15 protein-coding genes are annotated in these 19,373 nt (G+C 62.4%); 12 read left to right on the top strand and 3 right to left on the bottom strand.

Annotated features, from left to right (window positions below):
* Positions 1–20: 20 nt before the first annotated feature.
* The 10 genes from C2L65_RS38290 to C2L65_RS38245 all read left to right on the top strand — a co-directional run bounded on the left by C2L65_RS38290 (position 21) and on the right by C2L65_RS38245 (position 12,915).
* Positions 21–941: a LysR substrate-binding domain-containing protein gene (locus C2L65_RS38290; protein ID WP_042305524.1), complete on the top strand. Its 921-nt coding sequence runs from the start codon at positions 21–23 to the stop codon at positions 939–941.
* 232 nt (positions 942–1,173) lie between these two features.
* Positions 1,174–2,028, top strand: a complete 855-nt coding sequence (locus C2L65_RS38285; protein ID WP_233446640.1) for an IS66 family transposase — start codon at positions 1,174–1,176, stop codon at positions 2,026–2,028.
* Positions 2,028–2,315, top strand: a complete 288-nt coding sequence (locus tag C2L65_RS38280) for a hypothetical protein (RefSeq protein WP_042305526.1) — start codon at positions 2,028–2,030, stop codon at positions 2,313–2,315. The genes C2L65_RS38285 and C2L65_RS38280 overlap by 1 nt, the downstream gene beginning before the upstream one ends.
* Positions 2,316–2,859: 544 nt before the next feature.
* Positions 2,860–4,161 carry an MFS transporter gene (locus C2L65_RS38275; RefSeq protein ID WP_042305527.1) on the top strand — a complete coding sequence of 434 codons (1,302 nt, stop codon included), beginning with the start codon at positions 2,860–2,862 and terminating at the stop codon, positions 4,159–4,161.
* Between the two features lie 34 nt (positions 4,162–4,195).
* Complete coding sequence (gene nirB, locus C2L65_RS38270) at positions 4,196–6,766, top strand: nitrite reductase large subunit NirB (protein WP_042305528.1); 2,571 nt, start codon at positions 4,196–4,198, stop codon at positions 6,764–6,766.
* Between the two features lie 46 nt (positions 6,767–6,812).
* The gene (nirD, locus tag C2L65_RS38265; RefSeq protein WP_007588800.1) at positions 6,813–7,160 is read left to right on the top strand and encodes a nitrite reductase small subunit NirD; all 348 of its coding nucleotides are present in this window, start codon (positions 6,813–6,815) and stop codon (positions 7,158–7,160) included.
* Between the two features lie 21 nt (positions 7,161–7,181).
* On the top strand, positions 7,182–11,351 hold the full coding sequence (locus C2L65_RS38260) for a sulfite reductase subunit alpha (protein ID WP_103254647.1): 4,170 nt from the start codon (positions 7,182–7,184) through the stop codon (positions 11,349–11,351).
* A 116-nt stretch (positions 11,352–11,467) separates the two neighbouring features.
* Positions 11,468–11,929, top strand: a complete 462-nt coding sequence (locus C2L65_RS38255) for a MarR family winged helix-turn-helix transcriptional regulator (protein WP_042305532.1) — start codon at positions 11,468–11,470, stop codon at positions 11,927–11,929.
* A 273-nt stretch (positions 11,930–12,202) separates the two neighbouring features.
* Positions 12,203–12,472, top strand: coding sequence for a hypothetical protein (locus C2L65_RS38250; RefSeq protein ID WP_042305533.1), 270 nt, complete (start codon positions 12,203–12,205; stop codon positions 12,470–12,472).
* 26 nt (positions 12,473–12,498) lie between these two features.
* Positions 12,499–12,915, top strand: a complete 417-nt coding sequence (locus C2L65_RS38245; RefSeq protein ID WP_042305534.1) for an organic hydroperoxide resistance protein — start codon at positions 12,499–12,501, stop codon at positions 12,913–12,915.
* Between the two features lie 60 nt (positions 12,916–12,975).
* Here the strand turns inward: C2L65_RS38245 and C2L65_RS38240 are convergent, their stop codons facing one another.
* Positions 12,976–13,428 carry a hypothetical protein gene (locus C2L65_RS38240; protein ID WP_042305535.1) on the bottom strand — a complete coding sequence of 151 codons (453 nt, stop codon included), beginning with the start codon at positions 13,426–13,428 and terminating at the stop codon, positions 12,976–12,978.
* Between the two features lie 280 nt (positions 13,429–13,708).
* Between C2L65_RS38240 and C2L65_RS46810 the strand changes: the two genes are divergently transcribed.
* Positions 13,709–14,446: an alpha/beta fold hydrolase gene (locus C2L65_RS46810; protein ID WP_103254646.1), complete on the top strand. Its 738-nt coding sequence runs from the start codon at positions 13,709–13,711 to the stop codon at positions 14,444–14,446.
* A 77-nt stretch (positions 14,447–14,523) separates the two neighbouring features.
* Here C2L65_RS46810 and C2L65_RS38230 read toward each other — a convergent pair whose 3' ends face one another.
* Positions 14,524–14,907, bottom strand: a complete 384-nt coding sequence (locus C2L65_RS38230; protein WP_042305536.1) for a TraR/DksA family transcriptional regulator — start codon at positions 14,905–14,907, stop codon at positions 14,524–14,526.
* Positions 14,908–15,250: 343 nt separating this feature from the next.
* On the opposite strand from C2L65_RS38230, the gene C2L65_RS38225 reads away from it, so the two are divergent.
* Positions 15,251–16,183: a helix-turn-helix domain-containing protein gene (locus C2L65_RS38225; protein ID WP_042305537.1), complete on the top strand. Its 933-nt coding sequence runs from the start codon at positions 15,251–15,253 to the stop codon at positions 16,181–16,183.
* 25 nt (positions 16,184–16,208) lie between these two features.
* Here the strand turns inward: C2L65_RS38225 and benC are convergent, their stop codons facing one another.
* The gene (gene benC, locus C2L65_RS38220; RefSeq protein ID WP_042305538.1) at positions 16,209–18,998 is read right to left on the bottom strand and encodes a benzoate 1,2-dioxygenase electron transfer component BenC; all 2,790 of its coding nucleotides are present in this window, start codon (positions 18,996–18,998) and stop codon (positions 16,209–16,211) included.
* Between the last annotated feature and the right edge of the window lie 375 nt (positions 18,999–19,373).

The following is a 19,373-nucleotide window of genomic DNA, read 5'->3' as shown; positions in this document are numbered from 1 at the left end:
TTGAATTCACAAATCGAGCCGTGACTGGGACCGTTCAACCGACTGATCTGAGCTTCTTCTCGACGCTCGCCGCGTCAGGCAGCCTGAGCGCGGCGGCGCGCGAACTGGGGCTGACGCCCGCCGCCGTGAGCAAGCGTCTGATGCAGATGGAGCAGCGCGCGGGCGTGCCGCTCATCAACCGGACGACGCGCCGGATGATGCTGACGCCCGAAGGCGAGGTCTACCTGGAGCACGCGCGGCGGATACTCGATGAGATCGACGCGCTGTCGGAGTTGCTGGGTAGCGCGAAGAAGAGCCCGAAGGGTTTGCTGCGGGTGAATGCGACGCTCGGGTTCGGGCGCAGTCATGTCGCGCCGGCTATCTCACGTTTCGTGAACCGTTATCCGCAGGTTGCCGTGCAGTTGCAGTTGTCCGTCACGCCGCCGCCGCTTACGGATGACGCGTTCGACGTCTGCATCCGCTTCGGCGAACCGCCCGATACGCGCGTCGTCGCGCGACGGCTTGCGCCGAATCGCAGGTTGTTATGCGCGGCACCGTCGTACATCGCCGAGTATGGGATGCCGGTCACGCCGCATGAACTGGTGAGGCACAACTGCATCGGCATACGGCAGGGCGACGAAGCGTACGGCGTGTGGCGGCTCGCGACAGGGCGTGGCGCTGCCCGCAAGACGGAGTCGGTGCGGATCAACGGCAATCTGACGACGAATGACGGCGAGATCGCGGTGAAGTGGGCTTTGGAAGGGCACGGTGTCTTGATGCGCGCCGAGTGGGATATCAACGAGTATCTGGCGGATGGCAGGCTCGTGCAGGTGCTGCCTGGGTATGAGACGCCGGGTGCCGATATCTTTGCCGTGTATTCGCAACGGCATCAGATGTCGGCGCGGATTCGGACGTTTGTCGATTTCATTGCGGCGGAGTTGAGGGAGGCGCGGGAGGGGTAGTAAGCGGCGGTGCCCCCGTTGCGCCTTTACGTTGTTTTACAGAGCGACTTGGGATTCATGCTAGGTATACCGTCTCTTTTTGCAGAGATTGATTCGGATATCTATGCAATGGAATACGCTCGATGTACCGCTAGAGAATGGGTGGCAATGTACGCTGCATGCGGCGTGGCAGTATCGGCGGCTCTTGCGGGAACTGCGAACGTCGCCGTCATTAGGCGGACGGGATAGCTGGATGCACGATGGGTCGTCCTCATTCCGGATCGACGCCGGAGGCGAAGCGGAAGAAGAGGCACGCAAACAGCGCGAACGGGATAAGCGTGACTTCGATCTTTACTTTCGGCCGCGCTCGGACCTGCGGACGGCGACGGGTAACCGTGAACTTGATGTCGTACGTTCGTTTCTGCGCGATCTGCTGAATGTCGCGCATTGGAACCTGCCGATCGATAACAATGGTATCGAGAGAGCGCTGCGGGAAGCAGTTGTCTCGGGACGACTCGTGCCCGTTATCAATCGGGAATGGCGTGCTCTGCCGAGAGTGACGCGTCCGGATTATGCGCCGGAGCGATGGCCATCGAGTGGTAGTGGATTCAGCAACGGTGGTGGATTCGGCCAGGGAAAATGGGCGGCTTTCGAGAACGCCGGTCCGGGACCGCTGGTGTTGAACGGCGAGCCAGTGTTGAGAGGCCCATACGATCCTGCTACGCGGGAAGCGCAGCTGAAGGCGGCGTGGGCGGAGATGGCGGCGCTCACAGCCGGCATTTGCTCGAAGAATAGTGACGCCGAGGGCATGCCAGTACTTGCCAACAACGCGGCAGACCATTTCGCCGTTGACGAAGAAGGCTCGGACGGTTCGACTCGATTCAGCGAAGCGCAGTCCTTCAAACTCGATGTTTTGCCTGAGAGTGATAACGTATTGACGATGGCCGGGCGTGGTGTAAGCGAAGTACAGGAGGCGGAATGTTTTGCCGAATACGAAGCGCGTCTGGAGCAGTGCAAACTTTATGCGGCAATGACGGGTGATCCATACACCTATATATCTTGCAAGGCGAACGCATTCGTGATCTATAACCAGTGTCGAGGGCATTGATGCAACATCCACTCCCTAAAAGTTCTTTCGTTGTGTCTTATGACGATGCGGAAAAAAAACTATCAGTCTTCGTCGTCAAGGATTCCGACATTCAGTCGTTTAAAGAGTCGACAGTCGTTGCAGACTGGCCACTATCCGCCATCGGAGACGAGTTGGGCGAAGAGGTAGCCCGTCGGTTAGGGGTCACAGCGCTCAACGTTCTCGCGATTTATCATCCAGCGTTAAAGTCACTGGTAACGGTGAAGCTGGAGCAGCCGACGCTCCCAGATCAAGATGTCGGTCCTTGAATTCGGCCAGGCAGCCGTCTCAATGACTAGCGATATCAAGACTTGGGGTTGGGAACTTGCAACAAATAGCGACCTTCTAGTCCGCTCCGTCCAACCCGCTGCGCGTGATAAATCATAAAGCGCGTCGCGACATGGCAAGCGCACGATGCATCGGCTTTCTACCTGAATTGCACTCACCTGCTGAGCGTAAGCAACCCTACGCTCCCTGTCCCGCAACCGACGAAATCCGCACCACATCCGCGCTATACCCACGCACGCCCACAGTGCTGCGCTGCACCAGCAAAGTGCCGGCGAGCCTCACCATGAATCAGCGGACAAGCTCGCGATAAAACCCGTAAACCACCCGCAAACCCAATCCAGCAAAGCCTCCGCGCCACCAATAGCCCGCATGGCACACACCTTGCAATAAACCCCACATCGCGGCTCAACGACGAGCCGCAAAGCAGCATCCCCCAAGTACCGACGAATTTTGGACAACGGCGTCCCCTGAATCTGGTCTCGCACCCGATTCGCGGGACGCCGTAGTCGTTTACAGGCCTGGAACATGACCGACAAAGCCACATCGATCGATCTGCTGAACTGGCGCACGCCCGCCATGCGCGCCTTCCACTTCGCGTGGATGGCGTTCTTCGTCTGCTTCTTCGCCTGGTTCGCCTGCGCGCCGCTGATGCCGCTCATCAAGCAGGAGTTCCACCTCACGGCGGATCAGGTCGCGAACATCAACATCGCCGCCGTCGCGATCACGATTCTCGTGCGTCTGATCGTCGGTCCGATGTGTGACCGCTTCGGCCCGCGCAAGGTCTACGTCGCGTTGATGATGGTCGGCGCGCTGCCCGTGCTCGGCGCGGCGCTCGCGCACAGCTACACAACGTTCCTGCTGTGCCGGCTGGGCATCGGCGCAGTCGGCGCGAGTTTCGTGATCACGCAATATCACACGTCGGTGATGTTCGCGCCCAACGTGGTCGGCACGGCGAACGCGACGAGCGCCGGCTGGGGCAACGCAGGTGCAGGCGCCGCGCAAATGCTCGTGCCGCTGCTGCTCGCCGGCGCCGTCGCGCTGGGCGCGAGCAACTCCGACGCCTGGCGTCTGACGCTCGTGCTGCCGGGCATCGCGATGCCCATCATGGCAGCGCTCTACTGGCGCTTCACGCAGGACTGCCCGCAAGGCAATTTCACGGAACTGCGCGCACGCGGCATCGTCATCGATAGCGGCAAGAAAGGCGGCTGGGCGAGCCTGCTCACGGCCTCGCGCAACTATCGCGTGTGGATGCTGTTCGTCACCTACGCCGCGTGCTTCGGCGTCGAGGTGTTCATCCACAACGTTGCGGCTATCTACTACGTCGATCACTTCCAGCTGTCGCTGCGCGACGCCGGTCTCGCGGCTGGCAGCTTCGGCCTGCTCGCCATCTTCGCGCGTCCGCTCGGCGGCCTGTTGTCGGACTGGGGCGCGAAGCGCCGTGGACTGTCCGCGCGCTCGATGCTGCTGTTCGCGCTGATCGCCGGCGAAGGCGTCGGCCTGCTGCTGTTCTCGCAGGCAAACCACGCGGCGCTCGCCGTAATCGCGATGTTGCTGTTCGGTCTCTTCACGCACATGGCGTGCGGCGCGACCTACGCGCTCGTGCCGTTCATCGATCGCAAGGCGCTCGGCGGCGTGGCAGGAATCGTCGGCGCGGGCGGCAATGTCGGCGCAGTGGCAGCGGGCTTTCTGGCTAAGGGCATGGGCGACCTGCATCAAACGCTGTTGACGCTCGGCGGCTTCGTCAGCGCGTCCGCGATCTGCGCGATCGCCGTGCGCTTCTCCGCCGAACACACCACACGCGATGCCGCACTCGGCGCAACGAATTAAATCAATGAATCCCCTCTCTGACAGGATCGGCGACATGAAAGTCATCGTTATCGGCCACGGCATGGTCGGCCACAAACTGCTCGAATGCCTCGCGGAACAAGCCACGACGCGCCTCGACATTACCGTGCTGTGCGAAGAGCCGCGTCCCGCCTACGATCGCGTGCATCTGTCGGAGTTTTTCTCGGGCAAGTCCGCCGACGACCTGTCGCTGGTCGCGCCCGGCTTCTTCGATCGCGACGACATGGTGCTGCGCCTGAATGCGAAGGCCGTATCGATCGATCGTGACGCGCACACGGTGACGACCTCGACGGGCGAAACGCTTTCGTACGACAAGCTCGTGATCGCCAGCGGCTCGTATGCGTTCGTGCCGCCCGTGCCGGGTAAGGACCGCAAGGACTGCTTCGTCTATCGCACGATCGAAGACCTCGAAGCGATGCAGGAATGCGGCGCGCGCTCGAAGACGGGTGTCGTGATCGGCGGCGGTCTGCTCGGTCTGGAATGCGCGAAAGCATTGCGCGACCTGGGCCTCGAAACCCATGTCGTCGAATTCGCACCGCGTTTGATGGCGGTTCAGGTCGACGACGGCGGCGGCAAAGTGTTGCGTGGCAAGATCGAAGAACTCGGCGTGACCGTGCATACGCAGAAGAACACGCTGGAAATCGTCGACGGCGAAGACGGCACGCACCGCATGCAGTTCGCCGACGGCAGCCACCTCGACACCGACATGATCGTGTTCTCCGCCGGCATCCGTCCGCGCGACGAGATCGCGCGCGTCAGCGGCCTCGCGGTCGGCCCGCGCGGCGGCATCGTGATCGACAACCACTGTCGCACGAGCGATGCCGACATCTATGCGATCGGCGAATGCGCACTGTGGAACGGCCAGATTTTTGGCCTCGTTGCGCCGGGCTATGAGATGGCACGCGTGACGGCAAAGCAGTTGCTCGGCGAACAGGAGGCCGCGTTTGCAGGCGCCGACATGAGCACGAAGCTCAAGCTGATGGGCGTCGATGTGGCAAGCCTTGGCGACGCGCACGCGGCGACGGCGGGCAGCCGCACGTACCAGTTCAGCGATGAGCGCAAGCAGGTCTACAAGAAGCTCGTCGTGTCCGACTGCGGCAAGTTTCTGCTCGGCGGCGTGATGGTCGGTGACGCGAGCGAATACGGCACGCTGCTGCAGATGATGCTGAACCGCATTCAGTTGCCGGAGTCGCCGGAATTCCTGATCCTGCCGCAAGCGGACGGCAACGCGAAGCCCGCACTCGGCGTCGATGCGTTGCCCGAGAGCGCGCAGATCTGTTCGTGCAACAACATCTCGAAGGGCGCGATCTGCGCGGCCGTTTGCGCGGGCGCGACGACCATCGGCGACGTCAAGAGCGCGACGAAGGCGGGCACGGCATGCGGCGGCTGCGTGCCGCTCGTCACGCAAGTCATGAAGGCCGAGATGAAGAAGCAAGGTCTCGCCGTCAACAATCATCTGTGCGAGCACTTTCCGTTTTCGCGCCAGGAGCTGTATCACATCGTTCGCGTCGAGCGCATCGAGACTTTCACCGCACTGCTAGACAAGCATGGCCACGGCCTTGGCTGCGATATCTGCAAGCCCGCCGTCGCCGGCATTCTCGCGTCGTGCTGGAACGAGTTCGTGCTGAAGAAAGAGCACGCCAGCCTGCAGGACACGAACGACTACTACCTCGCGAACATCCAGCGCGACGGCACGTATTCCGTTGTGCCGCGCATGCCGGGCGGCGAAGTGACGCCGGACGGTTTGATCGCTGTCGGCCAGGTGGCGAAGAAATACGGTCTTTATACGAAGGTCACGGGCGGACAGCGCGTCGATCTGTTCGGCGCGCGCGTCGAGCAGTTGCCGTTGATCTGGGAAGAGCTGATCGCCGCCGGTTTCGAATCGGGTCATGCGTACGGCAAGTCGCTGCGCACGGTGAAATCGTGCGTGGGCTCGACATGGTGCCGTTATGGCGTGGACGACTCCGTTGGCCTCGCGATCGATATCGAGAACCGCTACAAGGGTCTGCGCTCGCCGCACAAGATCAAGTTCGCGGTGTCGGGCTGCACGCGCGAGTGCGCGGAGGCGCAAAGCAAGGACGTCGGCATCATCGCGACGGAAAAGGGCTGGAATCTCTACGTGTGCGGCAACGGCGGGATGAAGCCGCGCCATGCCGAACTGATCGCTTCGGATCTGGACCGCGAAACGCTGGTCCGCTATATCGACCGCTTCCTGATGTTTTACGTGCGCACGGCGGACCGGCTGCAACGCACCAGCGTGTGGCGCGAGAACCTCGAAGGCGGACTGGATTATCTGCGCGATGTTGTCATCAACGACAAGCTCGGCATCGCGGCGGAACTCGAAGAGGAAATGCAGCACGTGGTCGACACGTACGAATGCGAGTGGAAGAAGGCGGTCACGGACCCCGAAACGCGCAAGCGCTTCCGTCACTTCGTCAACAGCGACAGCGCCGACGACAACGTCAGCTTCGTCCCGACGCGCGGCCAGATCCGGCCCGCCATGCCCGAAGAGCGCCAGCGGCCCGTGCGCATTCCTGTCGTCGTCGAGCAGTCGACGCAATCGACAGAAACCGCGGAAACGGTTTGACCAGCAGCACCCACGCCATTCACTCAACGATAGAACGGAGATCGACATGAACAACGACCGTTTGCCGACCACCTGGACGTCCATCTGCACGCTCGACGACATCGTGCCGAACACGGGCGTCTGCGCGCTCGTCAATGGCGAGCAGGTCGCCGTGTTCCGCGTCGAAGGCGAGCGCGGCGGCGTGTACGCCATCGACAACTTCGACCCGGCATCGCAGGCGGCCGTGCTGTCGCGCGGACTGATCGGCAGCCTCGGCGATCGCATCGTGGTCGCGTCGCCGATCTACAAGCATCACTTCGATCTGCGCACGGGCGAATGCCTCGAAGCGCCCGACAAGTCGGTCAGCGCGTTCGCGGCGCGCGTCGAAGACGGACACGTGTGGGTGTCGGCGTAATCTACTGAACGGGCTCTGACGATGGCGTGCGAGAACATCAAGACGGTTTGCCCTTACTGCGGCGTCGGTTGCGGCATGGTGCTGCACGTCGAGGAAGGGCAGGTCGTCAAGATTTCCGGCGACAAGGATCACCCGACCAACTACGGGCGTCTCTGCACGAAAGGTCAGTCGGCGCACGTCGCGCTGCGCAAGTCGGGCCGCCTCGAAAGCGCGTTCGAGCGGCGCACGCGTGACGCCGATCCGATCCCCGTTCCCGCCGATCTCGCGATTCCCGACACCGCCCGCCGTCTGCGCGCGATTCTCGATGAGCACGGTCCCGATGCGCTGTCGTTCTATGTGTCGGGGCAGATGTCGATCGAGGCGCAGTACCTGGTGAACAAGCTCGCGAAGGGCTTCATCGGCACCAACAACATCGAGTCGAACTCGCGGCTGTGCATGGCAAGCGCGGGTAGCGGCTACAAGCTGTCGCTGGGCGCGGACGGCCCGCCCGGCTCGTATCAGGATTTCGACAAGGCCAATCTGTTCTTCGTGATCGGCGCGAACATGGCCGACTGCCACCCGATCCTCTTTCTGCGCATGATGGATCGCGTGAAGGCGGGCGCGAAGCTGATCGTCGTCGATCCGCGCCGTAACACCACGGCGGACAAGGCGAATCTGTTCATGCAGATCAAGCCGAGCACCGATCTCGCGCTGCTCAATGGCCTGCTGCATCTGCTGCATAAAAATGGGCGCACCGACGCGCGATTCATCGGCGAGTTCACGGAAGGCTGGGACACGATGCCCGCGTTCCTCGACGACTACACGCCGGAGAAAGTCGCTGCGCTCACAGGCATTCCCGAAGCCGACATCCGCCAGGCCGCGCAATGGATCGGTGACGCGCCCGAGTGGATCAGCTGCTGGACGATGGGCCTGAACCAGAGCACGCACGGCACCTGGAACACGAACGCGATCTGCAATCTGCATCTGGCGACGGGCAAGATCTGCCGCCCCGGCAGCGGCCCGTTCTCGCTGACGGGTCAGCCAAATGCGATGGGCGGGCGTGAGATGGGTTACATGGGTCCGGGCCTGCCGGGCCAGCGCTCGGTGCTGGTCGAAGAAGACCGCGCGTTCATCGAAGACCTGTGGCAAGTGCCGCGTGGCACGCTCAAGACCAAGCTCGGCAACGGCACCGTCGACATGTTCTCGCGCATGGCGGCAGGCGACATCAAGGCGTGCTGGATCATCTGCACGAATCCGGTGGCGAGCGTCGCGAACCGGCAGAACGTGATTGCCGGATTGCAGGCCGCTGAATTGGTGATCGCGCAGGACGCGTTCCTCGACACGGAGACCAACCGCTACGCCGACGTCTTGCTGCCCGGCGCGCTGTGGGCCGAGGCGGAAGGCGTGATGATCAATTCCGAGCGCAACCTGACGCTGATGCAGAAGGCCATCGATCCGCCCGGCTCCGCACTCGCCGACTGGCAGATCATTGCGCGCGTCGCGTGCGAGATGGGCTTCGCGGATGCGTTCACGTATGCGTCGGCGGCCGAGGTGTTCGATGAAATCGCGCGCGTGTCGAATCCGAAAACGGGCTACGACCTGCGCGGCGCGAGCCATGCGCGCCTGCGCGAGACGTCGCTGCAATGGCCGTGCGCGCCCGATGCCGCATCCGACCGCAACCCACTGCGCTATCTCAACGACGGCGTGAGCCAGACGCTGAAAGTGCTGCCCGACGGCACGCGCCCCGCGCTCGTGTTTCCGACCGCGAGCGGCAAGGCGATGTTCTTCGCGCGCCCACATGTCGATCCCGCCGAGATGCCTGGAGTGGAATTTCCCATCGTGCTGAACACGGGCCGCCTGCAACATCAATGGCACACGATGACGAAGACGGGCAAGGTGCCGATGCTCAACCGGCTGAACCCTGCGCCCTTCGTCGAACTGCATCCGGAAGATGCCGCGTCGCTTGGCGTGCGCGACAAGGACCGCGTCGAAGTGCGCTCGAGCCGGGGACGCGCTGTACTGCCCGCCGTGGTCACCGAGCGCGTGCGTCCCGGCAACTGCTTCGCTCCGATGCACTGGAACGATGTGTACGGCGACGACCTGTGCATCAACGCGGTAACGAGCGACGCGATCGATGCGATCTCACAGCAGCCCGAGCTGAAATTCTGCGCGGTAGCGCTGGCGCGCGTCGAAGCCGATGTCGTCGAAGCCCTGCCACACGATACTGAAGCAGCACCCGCCGTCGCGAAAGAAATGCCCATCGCGATGAGCAGTCAGCCACAGGAACTGGATATGTCCCGTATCGACGCTCTCGCCGCCATGCTCGGCATCACCGACACGCCCGCGCCGACGCTGGACGACACGGCGCGGCTCTACATGGCGGGTTTTATCAGCGGCTTGCGTTCGTCGCAGGGCGAGGCACGGGGCGTGCCCGCGTTGCCTGCAAATGCGCCGCTGTCGGCGAATGCGCGGCTCTGGTTCGACGGCATGCTCGCGGGTCTTTTCAGCCGTGCGCCGGAATCCGGCATGGCGCTGACGTCCGTTACGCAACCCGCAGCGGTCGGCGGGCCTGCCGTGCGCATCGCGCACGCACGGCCCAAGGTCGCGCTGTTGTGGGCATCGCAGACGGGCAACATCGAATCGCTGACCGAGCAATACGCAACGCAACTGATGGAATCCGGCTTCGAAATCCGCATGTCGTGCATGGCGGACATGCCCGTCGCCGCGCTCGCGCAGAGCAAGTACGTGCTGCTGATGACGAGCACGTTCGGCGACGGTGACGCGCCTGACAATGGCCAGAGCTTCTGGAACGCATTGCAGGCCGACAGCGCGCCGCGCCTCGTCGATCAGCAATACGCGGTGCTCGGATTCGGCGACCCCAGCTACGACCAGTTCTGCGGCCACGGCCGCAAGCTCGACGATCGCTTCGCCGAACTGGGCGCCAAACGCCTGCATGCGCGCGTCGATTGCGACACGGATTTTCAGCCGGCCGCCGACAAGTGGCTCGAAGCCGTGATCGCGAAGATCAAGGCCGACGACGCGTTGCTATACGAAGTGCCCGCGCAAGGCGTGATTCCCGCCGTGCTGCCTGGCGCGACGCCGTCGAAGACGAGTCCCGCCCAGTCGCGGCTCGTCGACAATCTGCGCCTCAATCGCAATGGTCTGAAGGACACGCGCTACTTCTCGCTGGCAATCGGCGATTCGAACCTCGAATACGAAGCGGGCGATGCGCTCGGCGTGTGGCCGAAAAACTGCCCTGAACTCGTCGACGAACTGATCGATCTGTCGGGCGTGAAGGCGGATGCGTCGGTGCATGTGACGGGTGTCGGCGACATGCGGATCGCCGAGGCATTGGCACGGCACTATGAAATCGCGCGGCCGAGCGTGGAAGCGCTGCAACTGATCGCATCGCGCAGCCGCAACGATGCGCTGGCAAAACTGCTCGCCGACGAGCGCAAAGCCGATCTGAAGCAATGGCTGTGGGGCCAGCAGCTTGCCGACGTGCTGCACGAGTTTCCCGCCGATCTGTCGGCTAGCGAGTTGCTCGGTGTCCTCAAGCGTCTGCAGCCGCGGCTTTATTCGATCGCATCGAGCCCGAAGGCGCATGCGGGCGAGGTTCATCTGACGGTGGCCGCCGTGCGCTACAACAACGGCAGGCGCAACCGCAAAGGCGTGTCGTCGACGTTTCTCGCGGATCGCGCGCACGACGTCAGCGTGCCTGTTTTCGTGCAAAAGTCCGCGCATTTCCGTCCGCCGCGCAGCGGCGACACGCCGATGATCATGGTCGGGCCGGGCACGGGCGTCGCGCCGTTTCGCGGCTTCCTGCATGAGCGCAGCGCACGCGGCGCGACAGGGCGCAACTGGCTGTTCTTCGGCGAACAGCATGCGGCAACGGACTTCTACTATCGCGACGAACTCGAAGGCATGCAGCAAAGCGGTCTGCTGACGCGCCTCGATCTGGCGTTCTCGCGCGATCAGGCCGACAAGGTCTATGTGCAGGACCGGATGCGCGAGCAGGGCGCGCAACTGTGGGCGTGGCTCGAAGAGGGCGCGCACTTCTACGTGTGCGGCGACGCGAGCCGCATGGCGAAGGATGTCGATGCCGCCTTGAAGGAAGTGGTCGCGCGACACGGCGGGCTGAGCGCGGAGCGCGCGGAAGAATACGTCGGCGCGATGACCAAGGACCGGCGCTACGTGCGGGACGTGTATTGAAGCGGGCGGGCGCCAGCCCGCAACCTTTGTGTCATGTCAAGCATTTCCGATTAAATCGCACACGATGTATAATGCGTTCTTGTAGAGACATCCGTCTCGTGCCAACGAGGACGCAAATGAAGACCACCGCCAAGGCAGAAGACACGAACCCGAAGCTCGCCGACTTCCTGTGCTTTGCCGTTTACTCGGCAAACCTGGCATTCGGCAAGGCTTACAAGCCGATTCTCGAAGAACTGGGGCTCACGTACACGCAATACATCACCGTGATTGCGCTGTGGGAAGAGGACCATCAGACCGTCAGCAGTCTCGGTGAAAAACTGTTTCTCGAATCGAACACGCTCACGCCGATTCTCAAGAAGCTTGAAGGGATGGGCTATCTGGAGCGCCAGCGCGATCCGGAAGACGAGCGCCAGGTACGCGTCAGCCTGACCAAGGCCGGCCGGAAGCTGCGTGAAAAGGCGTTCGGCATGGATCTGGTGGAGGCTTGCGGCCTCGCCCCCGACGAGTTCTCGAAGATGCAAAAGTCCATCGTCACGCTGCGCAACAACCTGATCAAGGCGGTGAGCGAGCAGGACTGAGCAACGCCTGACGGGGCGCGGCGGCGCTTGCCGCGCCCGTTGACGCTCCGTGCCAGGCGCGTCGTCAAGCCGGATTCCCGGCTTTTTTCTCGATAAATACATCGCACACGATTAAATCGCGCTTGACAGAAAAAATTTTGAGCCTAGAATGTGTCGTACGCGATGCAATCGCGTGCGGTTAAAAGAGATGGGTGACGTCGGAGAGACGTGATCCACGGAATTTTTAAAGTTATGGCGCCCTCAGGCGGGTGCCTCCACCTAGCGGAGTTCAACATGAACAAGTTCTTCAAAGTCGCAGTCTGGTTTGCCCTTGGCGTAGCAGCGTCCACTTCGGCCTTCGCGAGCGGCTACGGCCCGGCGCCGCATTACAACCCGCTGCAAGGCGCGCCCGTCTCCCAGCAAGGCCCGAGCGCCATCGTCGCCGACGCAGGCCGCAATGCAGCCGTCAACGACGACATGGGCGGCGTAGCGACCCAGACCGTTCAGTCGGGTCACCGCACCATTTCGAGCGAGTTCGGCGTGTCCACCTTCAAGCATCACTAATCGGCGAGCAGAGGAGAGAGAACGTCATGGCAAGAATCGACAACGTCCTGTACACGGGCAAGACGCAAACTACGGGCGGCCGCGAAGGCGCGGCGCGCAGCTCGGACGGCCGGCTGGATATCCAGCTTTCGCCGCCGGGATCGAGCGGCAAGGGCACGAACCCCGAGCAACTGTTCGCGGCGGGCTGGTCGGCGTGTTTCATCGGCGCAATGGGACTGGCGGCGCGCGATCTGAAAGTGACGCTGCCCGCTGATACCAATGTCAACGCTGAAGTTGACCTCGGCACGGGCGAGGGCGGCTACTTCTTGCAGGCGCGTCTGAACGTGAGCCTGCCGGGCGTGAGCGCTGATGTCGCGCGGAAAATCGTCGATGCGGCACACCAGACGTGCCCGTATTCGAAGGCAACGCGCGGCAATATCGACGTCGAAATCGCGCTGGTTTGATGTGCGGGCCGCGGTGGCCGGTTCGCTGGCGTCCTTCAGACGATGGACGCGGCGGACCGGCTATTGCGCCTTGCCGCCCGATTGTGGCGGCTGTGGGTTATGGGCGGGATTCGTGTCGTATCTGAAGACGCGCTCGATGCCCGACGCGCTGTCCAGCGCCAGCGATGAGAGCGCCGCCTCGAGCGAGTCGGCTGTCTCCCTTGCATAAACCTGCTCGCCCTCCACGTACACGGTGAAGGAGCGCAGGTATTTCGCTTTCTTTTCCGGGTTCTCGATGGTCTGCCGCGTCCAGTCATAGAGCGGGTACGCAGCCGTCCCGGCCTCTTCAGCTTCCTTGACGTAGTCGGCGAATGCGTCGAACTGGCATTTCAATTCCGCGCGATGCCGTTTCAACACGTCCTGCAGCGGCGCGTAAGACTGCGCAGCCGGATCGGCGCGTAGCGCGCCAGCCCGTTCTTCGGAAACGGTGATCCTGATCTGGAACTGGTACGCTGGTTGTAAGTCATTGATCATATGAGACCCATCCACGTATTGGCATTGTTGCATTGCAGGATTGCTTCGATGGACGCGACGAACGACCGCGTTATCGAGTTCTTCGAGTGTTCCGCGACTGGCCGATGATTGAAAACGCGTTCCGCGAGGCATGTTGCTTTTCAAATAGCTAGCTCGTATCACATCGATACGAATTAGGGAATTCAAATATCAGCCGTGTCGAGCGATGATGCATATGCCAACCCAGTCCGGTGGCAATTGTAGAACTCGAGAATCAGCTCTCGCAGCTTCTGGAGCATCCATGGTCGACACAAAGAGAGAGACGCTTGAACTACGCGTTCGAGGCGCAAATTTGAGCATCTCGACGATTTTCCGAAGTGGCACAAGAGAGCCAATTCTCTTCTTGCACGGATTTGGCTCTACCAAAGAAGACTATGCGGACATCGCGCGTCTGAAGGTGTTTTCAGGGCGCCCGTTCATCGCCTTCGATGCGCCGGGTTGTGGAGAGAGCGTGTGCAGCGACCTCTCAGCCGTGGATATCCCGTTTCTGGTCGAGACCGCGCGTGCCGTACTCGAACACATGCAGGTGCAACGCTTCCACGTCGTGGGCCACTCGACGGGCGGACTGACGTCCTTAATGCTTGCTCACGAAGAGCACGAGCGCGTTATCAGCTTTGTCGACATCGAAGGAAACGTGGCCCCGGAAGACTGCTTTCTAAGCCGGCAAATCTTCACGCACCGCGTGGTTCATGTCGACTCCGGAAGACCCGTCGAGATTGCGGGTGTGACCGTGCATGAAGATGACTACGTGATTGCCGACCGTTGCGGCACTGTCTTTGTGCCCGCTGCCCGCATCGACAGTTCTCGACCTTGGCGAGCGCATTGCGCGTCGCCAGGATGGCATGGTTGCAGCAGTGCGCACCGGCCGTTCCGTCGCGGAGGTCATGCACGACAAAGAGTTCGAAGCCATTCGGGTTCGCTAGTCCTTCACCTTGAGGACATTTACTTACCACACCGACGGGTTTCCGGATGCCAATGAAGTGTCTGCGCACGCAGGCTATGCCGGGTCGCACCAGGCCCGGAGATTGAACGGACGTTTCATACCGGATGTGTTTCCTATTGACGGATGGGGCGGTGCTGTTCGAATGCCGTCTGGCATGAAACGCAGCGGGCCGTGTAGGGCGCGGCGACAAGGCGCTCATAACCGATCGGGTCGCCGCAATCGACGCATGCCCCGTAGCGGCCGTCGGCGACGCGAGCCAGCGCCGCGTCGATCTGCTGCAGTTCGTCGAATTCGTGCCGCGCGAGCGCAGTGCGCAACTGATCGCTCGCTTTGCGCGATGCGGTCTCGTCGGGATGCGACTCGGGGCCCAGTTCTTCGGGCGGCCGTGCTCCAGCGAGATCACCGTATTCGCCGCGCAGCGTCGCCAGCAGCTCACGACGGCGCTCGCAGAGCCTTTGTTGTAACAGCCCGAGTTCGGAACAGGTGAGGGTGATCATGGACAAGGCTCGATGTGTTCTGTAACGCCACGCCAACAGGTGGCATCGCGAAGGCGTTCCGTCATGTGCGTACTACCACACTGGCCAAACCAAGCATGCACCCGCCGGGCGGTTAGCACAATGCGACAGTAACGATCCCGTCTGACGATCCTGAGGTTCGTCGCTAAAGCCCTGCCGATGAAACCGTGACGCTGCGTGGCGAATGAGTGGGACCCACACAATGAAATGTTTAACTCACGCGAGAGTTGAGGCAGAAGCGACGCGTCACAGCGGTACGTTGAACGCCTCAAGCGCCTGTGAAACAATGGTTAGAGATCACATATAGCAGGACATAACGTGCATCATGGCCCATGACCAACAGCGCCGCCGGACCGTTCTGCATTTCGCGCTCTATGGCGCGGAAGCCGACCAGTCCTGGGTCGACATGGTGCATTACGAACGCATTCCCCTGCGTGCCGGCCGTTTCGACTTCGACATCAAGCCGCACGTCCACGATGCGCTGATCCAGGTGCTCTACGTCACCGCCGGGGGCGGCGAAACCTTTATCGATGGCAAGACCTGGGCGGTCGAACCGCCATGTCTGATCGTCGTGCCAGCGCGCTCGGTCCACGGCTTTCACTTCCGGAGCGACATCGACGGTCACGTCATCACCGCCGCGCAGTCTGCGCTGGAATCGCTGGCGATGACGGCCGCGCCCGAGTTGCTGGAATTCATCCGCACGCCGACGGTGCTGTCGGTCGATCGCGACGTCGAGCGCGGCACGCCTCTGGACACCCTGTTTCAGTCGATCGGGCACGAGGCCGAGAGCCACGAGCGCTGGCAGTTCACCGCAGGCGCAGCACTGACGATCGCGCTGTTCGTCAAGATCGGGCGCCTCAGCGAGAGCGCCCGGCTTTCGGCCAGTTCCGAGCATCGGACAATGGCCGCGCGGATCGAGCGGTTCCGCGCGCTTCTTGACCGCCATTGCCGTGAGCGGCGGCCGGTCGCCAGCTATGCCGACGAGATGGGCGTGTCGACCGGCCAGCTCTCCCGCATCTGCCGCGCCACCTTCGGGGTCTCGGCAATCGAGGCAATCGATGCACGCTCGATCCATGAGGCCAAGCGGCTGCTCGGTTATTCGACGCTCAGCGTGAAACAGATCGCGAGTGAACTGGGGTTTCAGGACGAGGCCTATTTCGGTCGTTTCTTTCGCAAGCAGACGGGACTCCGGCCAACGGAATACCGCTCTGCGGCTCACGATCGATCCTTGCCGCCCGACAAGGGGAGAGCGGGCTGACTCGACCCCGCCCCCGTCATCCGATTCAGGCCGATAAGCCACCGATCTTCACGAACATATGCTCGGGCCCGGAGTTGGTCAGATTGTTGCCGCGCACATACTGGATCGGCCTTGCCGGATCGAACGCTATGTCGCCGACCTTGCGGGCCAGAACCTTCGTCGCGATCAGTGTCTCCAGCTTGGCGAGCGGCGCGCCAAGGCATTTGTGCATGCCGTTGCCGAAACCCAGGTGGCCGCTGGAGTCGCGGTCGATGTCGAACGTCTCACCCCCGGCAAACTTGCGGCTGTCGCGATTCGCAGCCGACAGCAGCAATCGCACCACCGCGCCCTTGGGCAGATCAACGCCAGCGACGGTGGTCGGCTCGGTGGTGATGCGGCTCACGCGCTGGACCGTTCCACGATAGCGCGCCACCTCTTCGACAAAACGGTCAGCATCGGCGGGGTTTTCGCGGATACGTCCCAGCAGATCCGGCTGTTCGGCGAACATGCGAAAAGCGTTGGCGACAAGGATAGTCGTCGTGTCGTGCCCGGCGATGAAGACGAAGGCGCACAGCTCCTTCGCTTCCTTTTCCGAAAGCAGCCCGTCCTTCCACATGCGCGCGATATGCCCGCCGATCGACGGGCTGTCGGTGAGAGCAAGCCGCTCCAGCGCCTGCTTCAGGTAAGCGAAGAAAGCCTGCGCGCTCTGCTCGTCGGTGCCCGTCCCCGGCGCATTGCGGGCGAGGCGCCCGAAGTAGCTAAAGGTCTCGTCCGACCAGAACTTCATCTTCTCCTCATCCTCGTTCGGCACCTCGATCATCGTGGAGATGGTCGAGATGCTGAGCGGGATGGCGAAATCGTTGACGACATCACCGCCGCCTTTGGCAATCATCGCATCGAGCAGATCCTCCGCCCTTTGCGCGATCTGCCCGATAAAAGGATCGAGCGCCAGCGGCAGGAAGGACGGCTGGACGACCTTGCGCAACCGCGAATGGTCGGGCGCATCGAACAGCGTCAGGAACGTCAGCGGTGGCGGGCTGACGACCTCGGAGGAAAACAGCTTCGGGTTGCGGATTGCCTGGTAGACGTCGTCATAGCGGGAGAGGAACCACACATCCGAAGTCGCCGACTGGCAACGCAGCACCGGCGCATGCTCCCGCATCCAGCGGTAGTGCTCGTAGGGGTCGCCTTGCGAGCCGTCGTCGACCACCTTGAATGGCTCCAGCCCATCGGGCCAGTCCAGTTCGTGTGAATAGGACGGAAGGGTCCTGGACGTGAACGGGCAGACCTGCGGCGCGCTCTCCGGCACAGCAGACGGGAGAGAGGGGGGCGCTGCGACCACGGGTGCCGTCTTGCCCATCGCCATATGCTCCAGCGCCCGGCTCATCGTGGCCCTGGAATGGAGCGCATGCAGCGCGATCACGTCTCGCGCCGCGTTCAGGTCGCCCAGTTCGAAGGCAGCGACGATGTCCCGGTGCTGCTGGACGATATCGCCGACGATCTCGATCTGGTCGGTCAGCGCGCGAGCGATGTAGTCCTGCACGGTCAGTTGCCGGTAGAGCGCGATCAGTTGGGCGTTTCCGGAAGCTTCGATCGTGAACATGTGGAAAGCGTGGTTTGCCTCGATGTAGCGAGGAACATCGGTAAAGCGCCGCCCGGACACGAACTGCGCCGTCGCCTCGGCGAGCTGGCGGAAGATGATCAATTGCTCGCTCGACAGCCGGCCCATGGTCAACTGGGCTGCCCCCAGTTCGAGAACCATGCGCAGGTCGAAGGCTTCATCGACATCGACAGGAGCGATGCGCTCCTCGCCGGTCTGGACCACCAGGCCGGTGCCGGCGAACTTCTCGTAGTAGAAATTGCGCGGCGTCAGCCCTTCGGACGAGAGAAAGCTGCGTACCGCATCGACCATCGGCGGCGGGCCGCAGAGGTAGACGTCCGCATCGCCGCCATTGAGCTGGGAGGCGCTGATGTGGTGGGTCACATAGCCCTTGTTGGGATAGGCGCTGTCGGGGCTGGCGACGGTGCAGGCATAGGTGAAGTTCGGCAGCCGCTGCGCATAGATATCGAGCCGGTCGATGCCAACCAGATCAGCATCGCTGTTCACACCCAGGATCATGTGGATCGGATACGGGCTGCCGCCGTCTTCGACGATCTTGTCCAGCATCGAGAGGAACGGCGCGAGACCCGTGCCACCCGCCAGAAACAGCACCGGCCGTTCAATGGGGCGCAGGTAGAAGCTTCCCATCGGGCCGCGAAACTCGATTGGGTCGCCTGCCTCGGCGGTTTCGCACAGCCAGGTCGACATCATCCCTTGACGGACATTGCGCACAAGGAAGGACAGGTGCGGCTCGGATGGTCCGGAGCTAAAGGAGTAGGACCGTGTCTGATCGGTGCCGGGCACCCGGATGTTGACATACTGCCCAGGAAGGAAGCTGAGATCTGCGCGGTTCTCGAGTTCGACCGAGAAGGCGATCGTGGTGTCCGACGCTCGTTGGCAGGCGACGATCCGTCCACTGTGGGAGGACGGGCCCGTACCCGAGACATCGGAGTTCGTGGCGAGCTGGATCACGCAGTCGGAACGTGGGCTCATCTGGCAGGTGAGGACCTTGCGGGCGCTCGCCTCCTCCGGGCTAAGCGCGTCTTCGACGCAGTCGCCCAGAACGTACTCGCCGGACTCGCAGATCGCCTTGCAGGTGCCGCACACACCATCACGGCAATCGAGTGGAATATTGATCCTGGCGCGAATGGCGGCATCGGTGACGCGCTCGCTCTCCTCGCATTCGATGAAGCGGGTCACTCCGTCCTCAAAACGGAGGGTTATCTGATGGGCCATGGCGGTGTCTCCTCTAGAGCCGCCCGAACATGCCGCTCCGCTGGCGGTATGTTCGGGGGCGGGCGCGCGAGGTAGCCTTGTTTCTCGCAAGCGCCCGGTGGGTTTGGTGACACCAATTTAGAGCCTGAGGGGCGTTCCCCTCAATGGACAGAGACGACGTTCACCCGGACAAAACGTGCATCTGATTTTCAGCGACGCACTGCGGCTGAACAACGCGGCGGAGAGTGATGACGCACGCACTATTCAAGTTCGGTGATATCACGAAGCGGCCATTGCCGTCGGCGCCCCGATCCTACGCAAACGGCCAGGGCAAAGCCGGCGAACACACAGGCGAACGTCGTCCACTCGAAACAAATGTAATCGTCTGTTAATGGC

This window comes from Paraburkholderia terrae (assembly GCF_002902925.1).
Classification (GTDB): Bacteria; Pseudomonadota; Gammaproteobacteria; order Burkholderiales; family Burkholderiaceae; genus Paraburkholderia; species Paraburkholderia terrae.
Note: the sequence above shows the minus strand (reverse complement) of the source record. Positions and strands in the feature narration are given on the sequence as shown.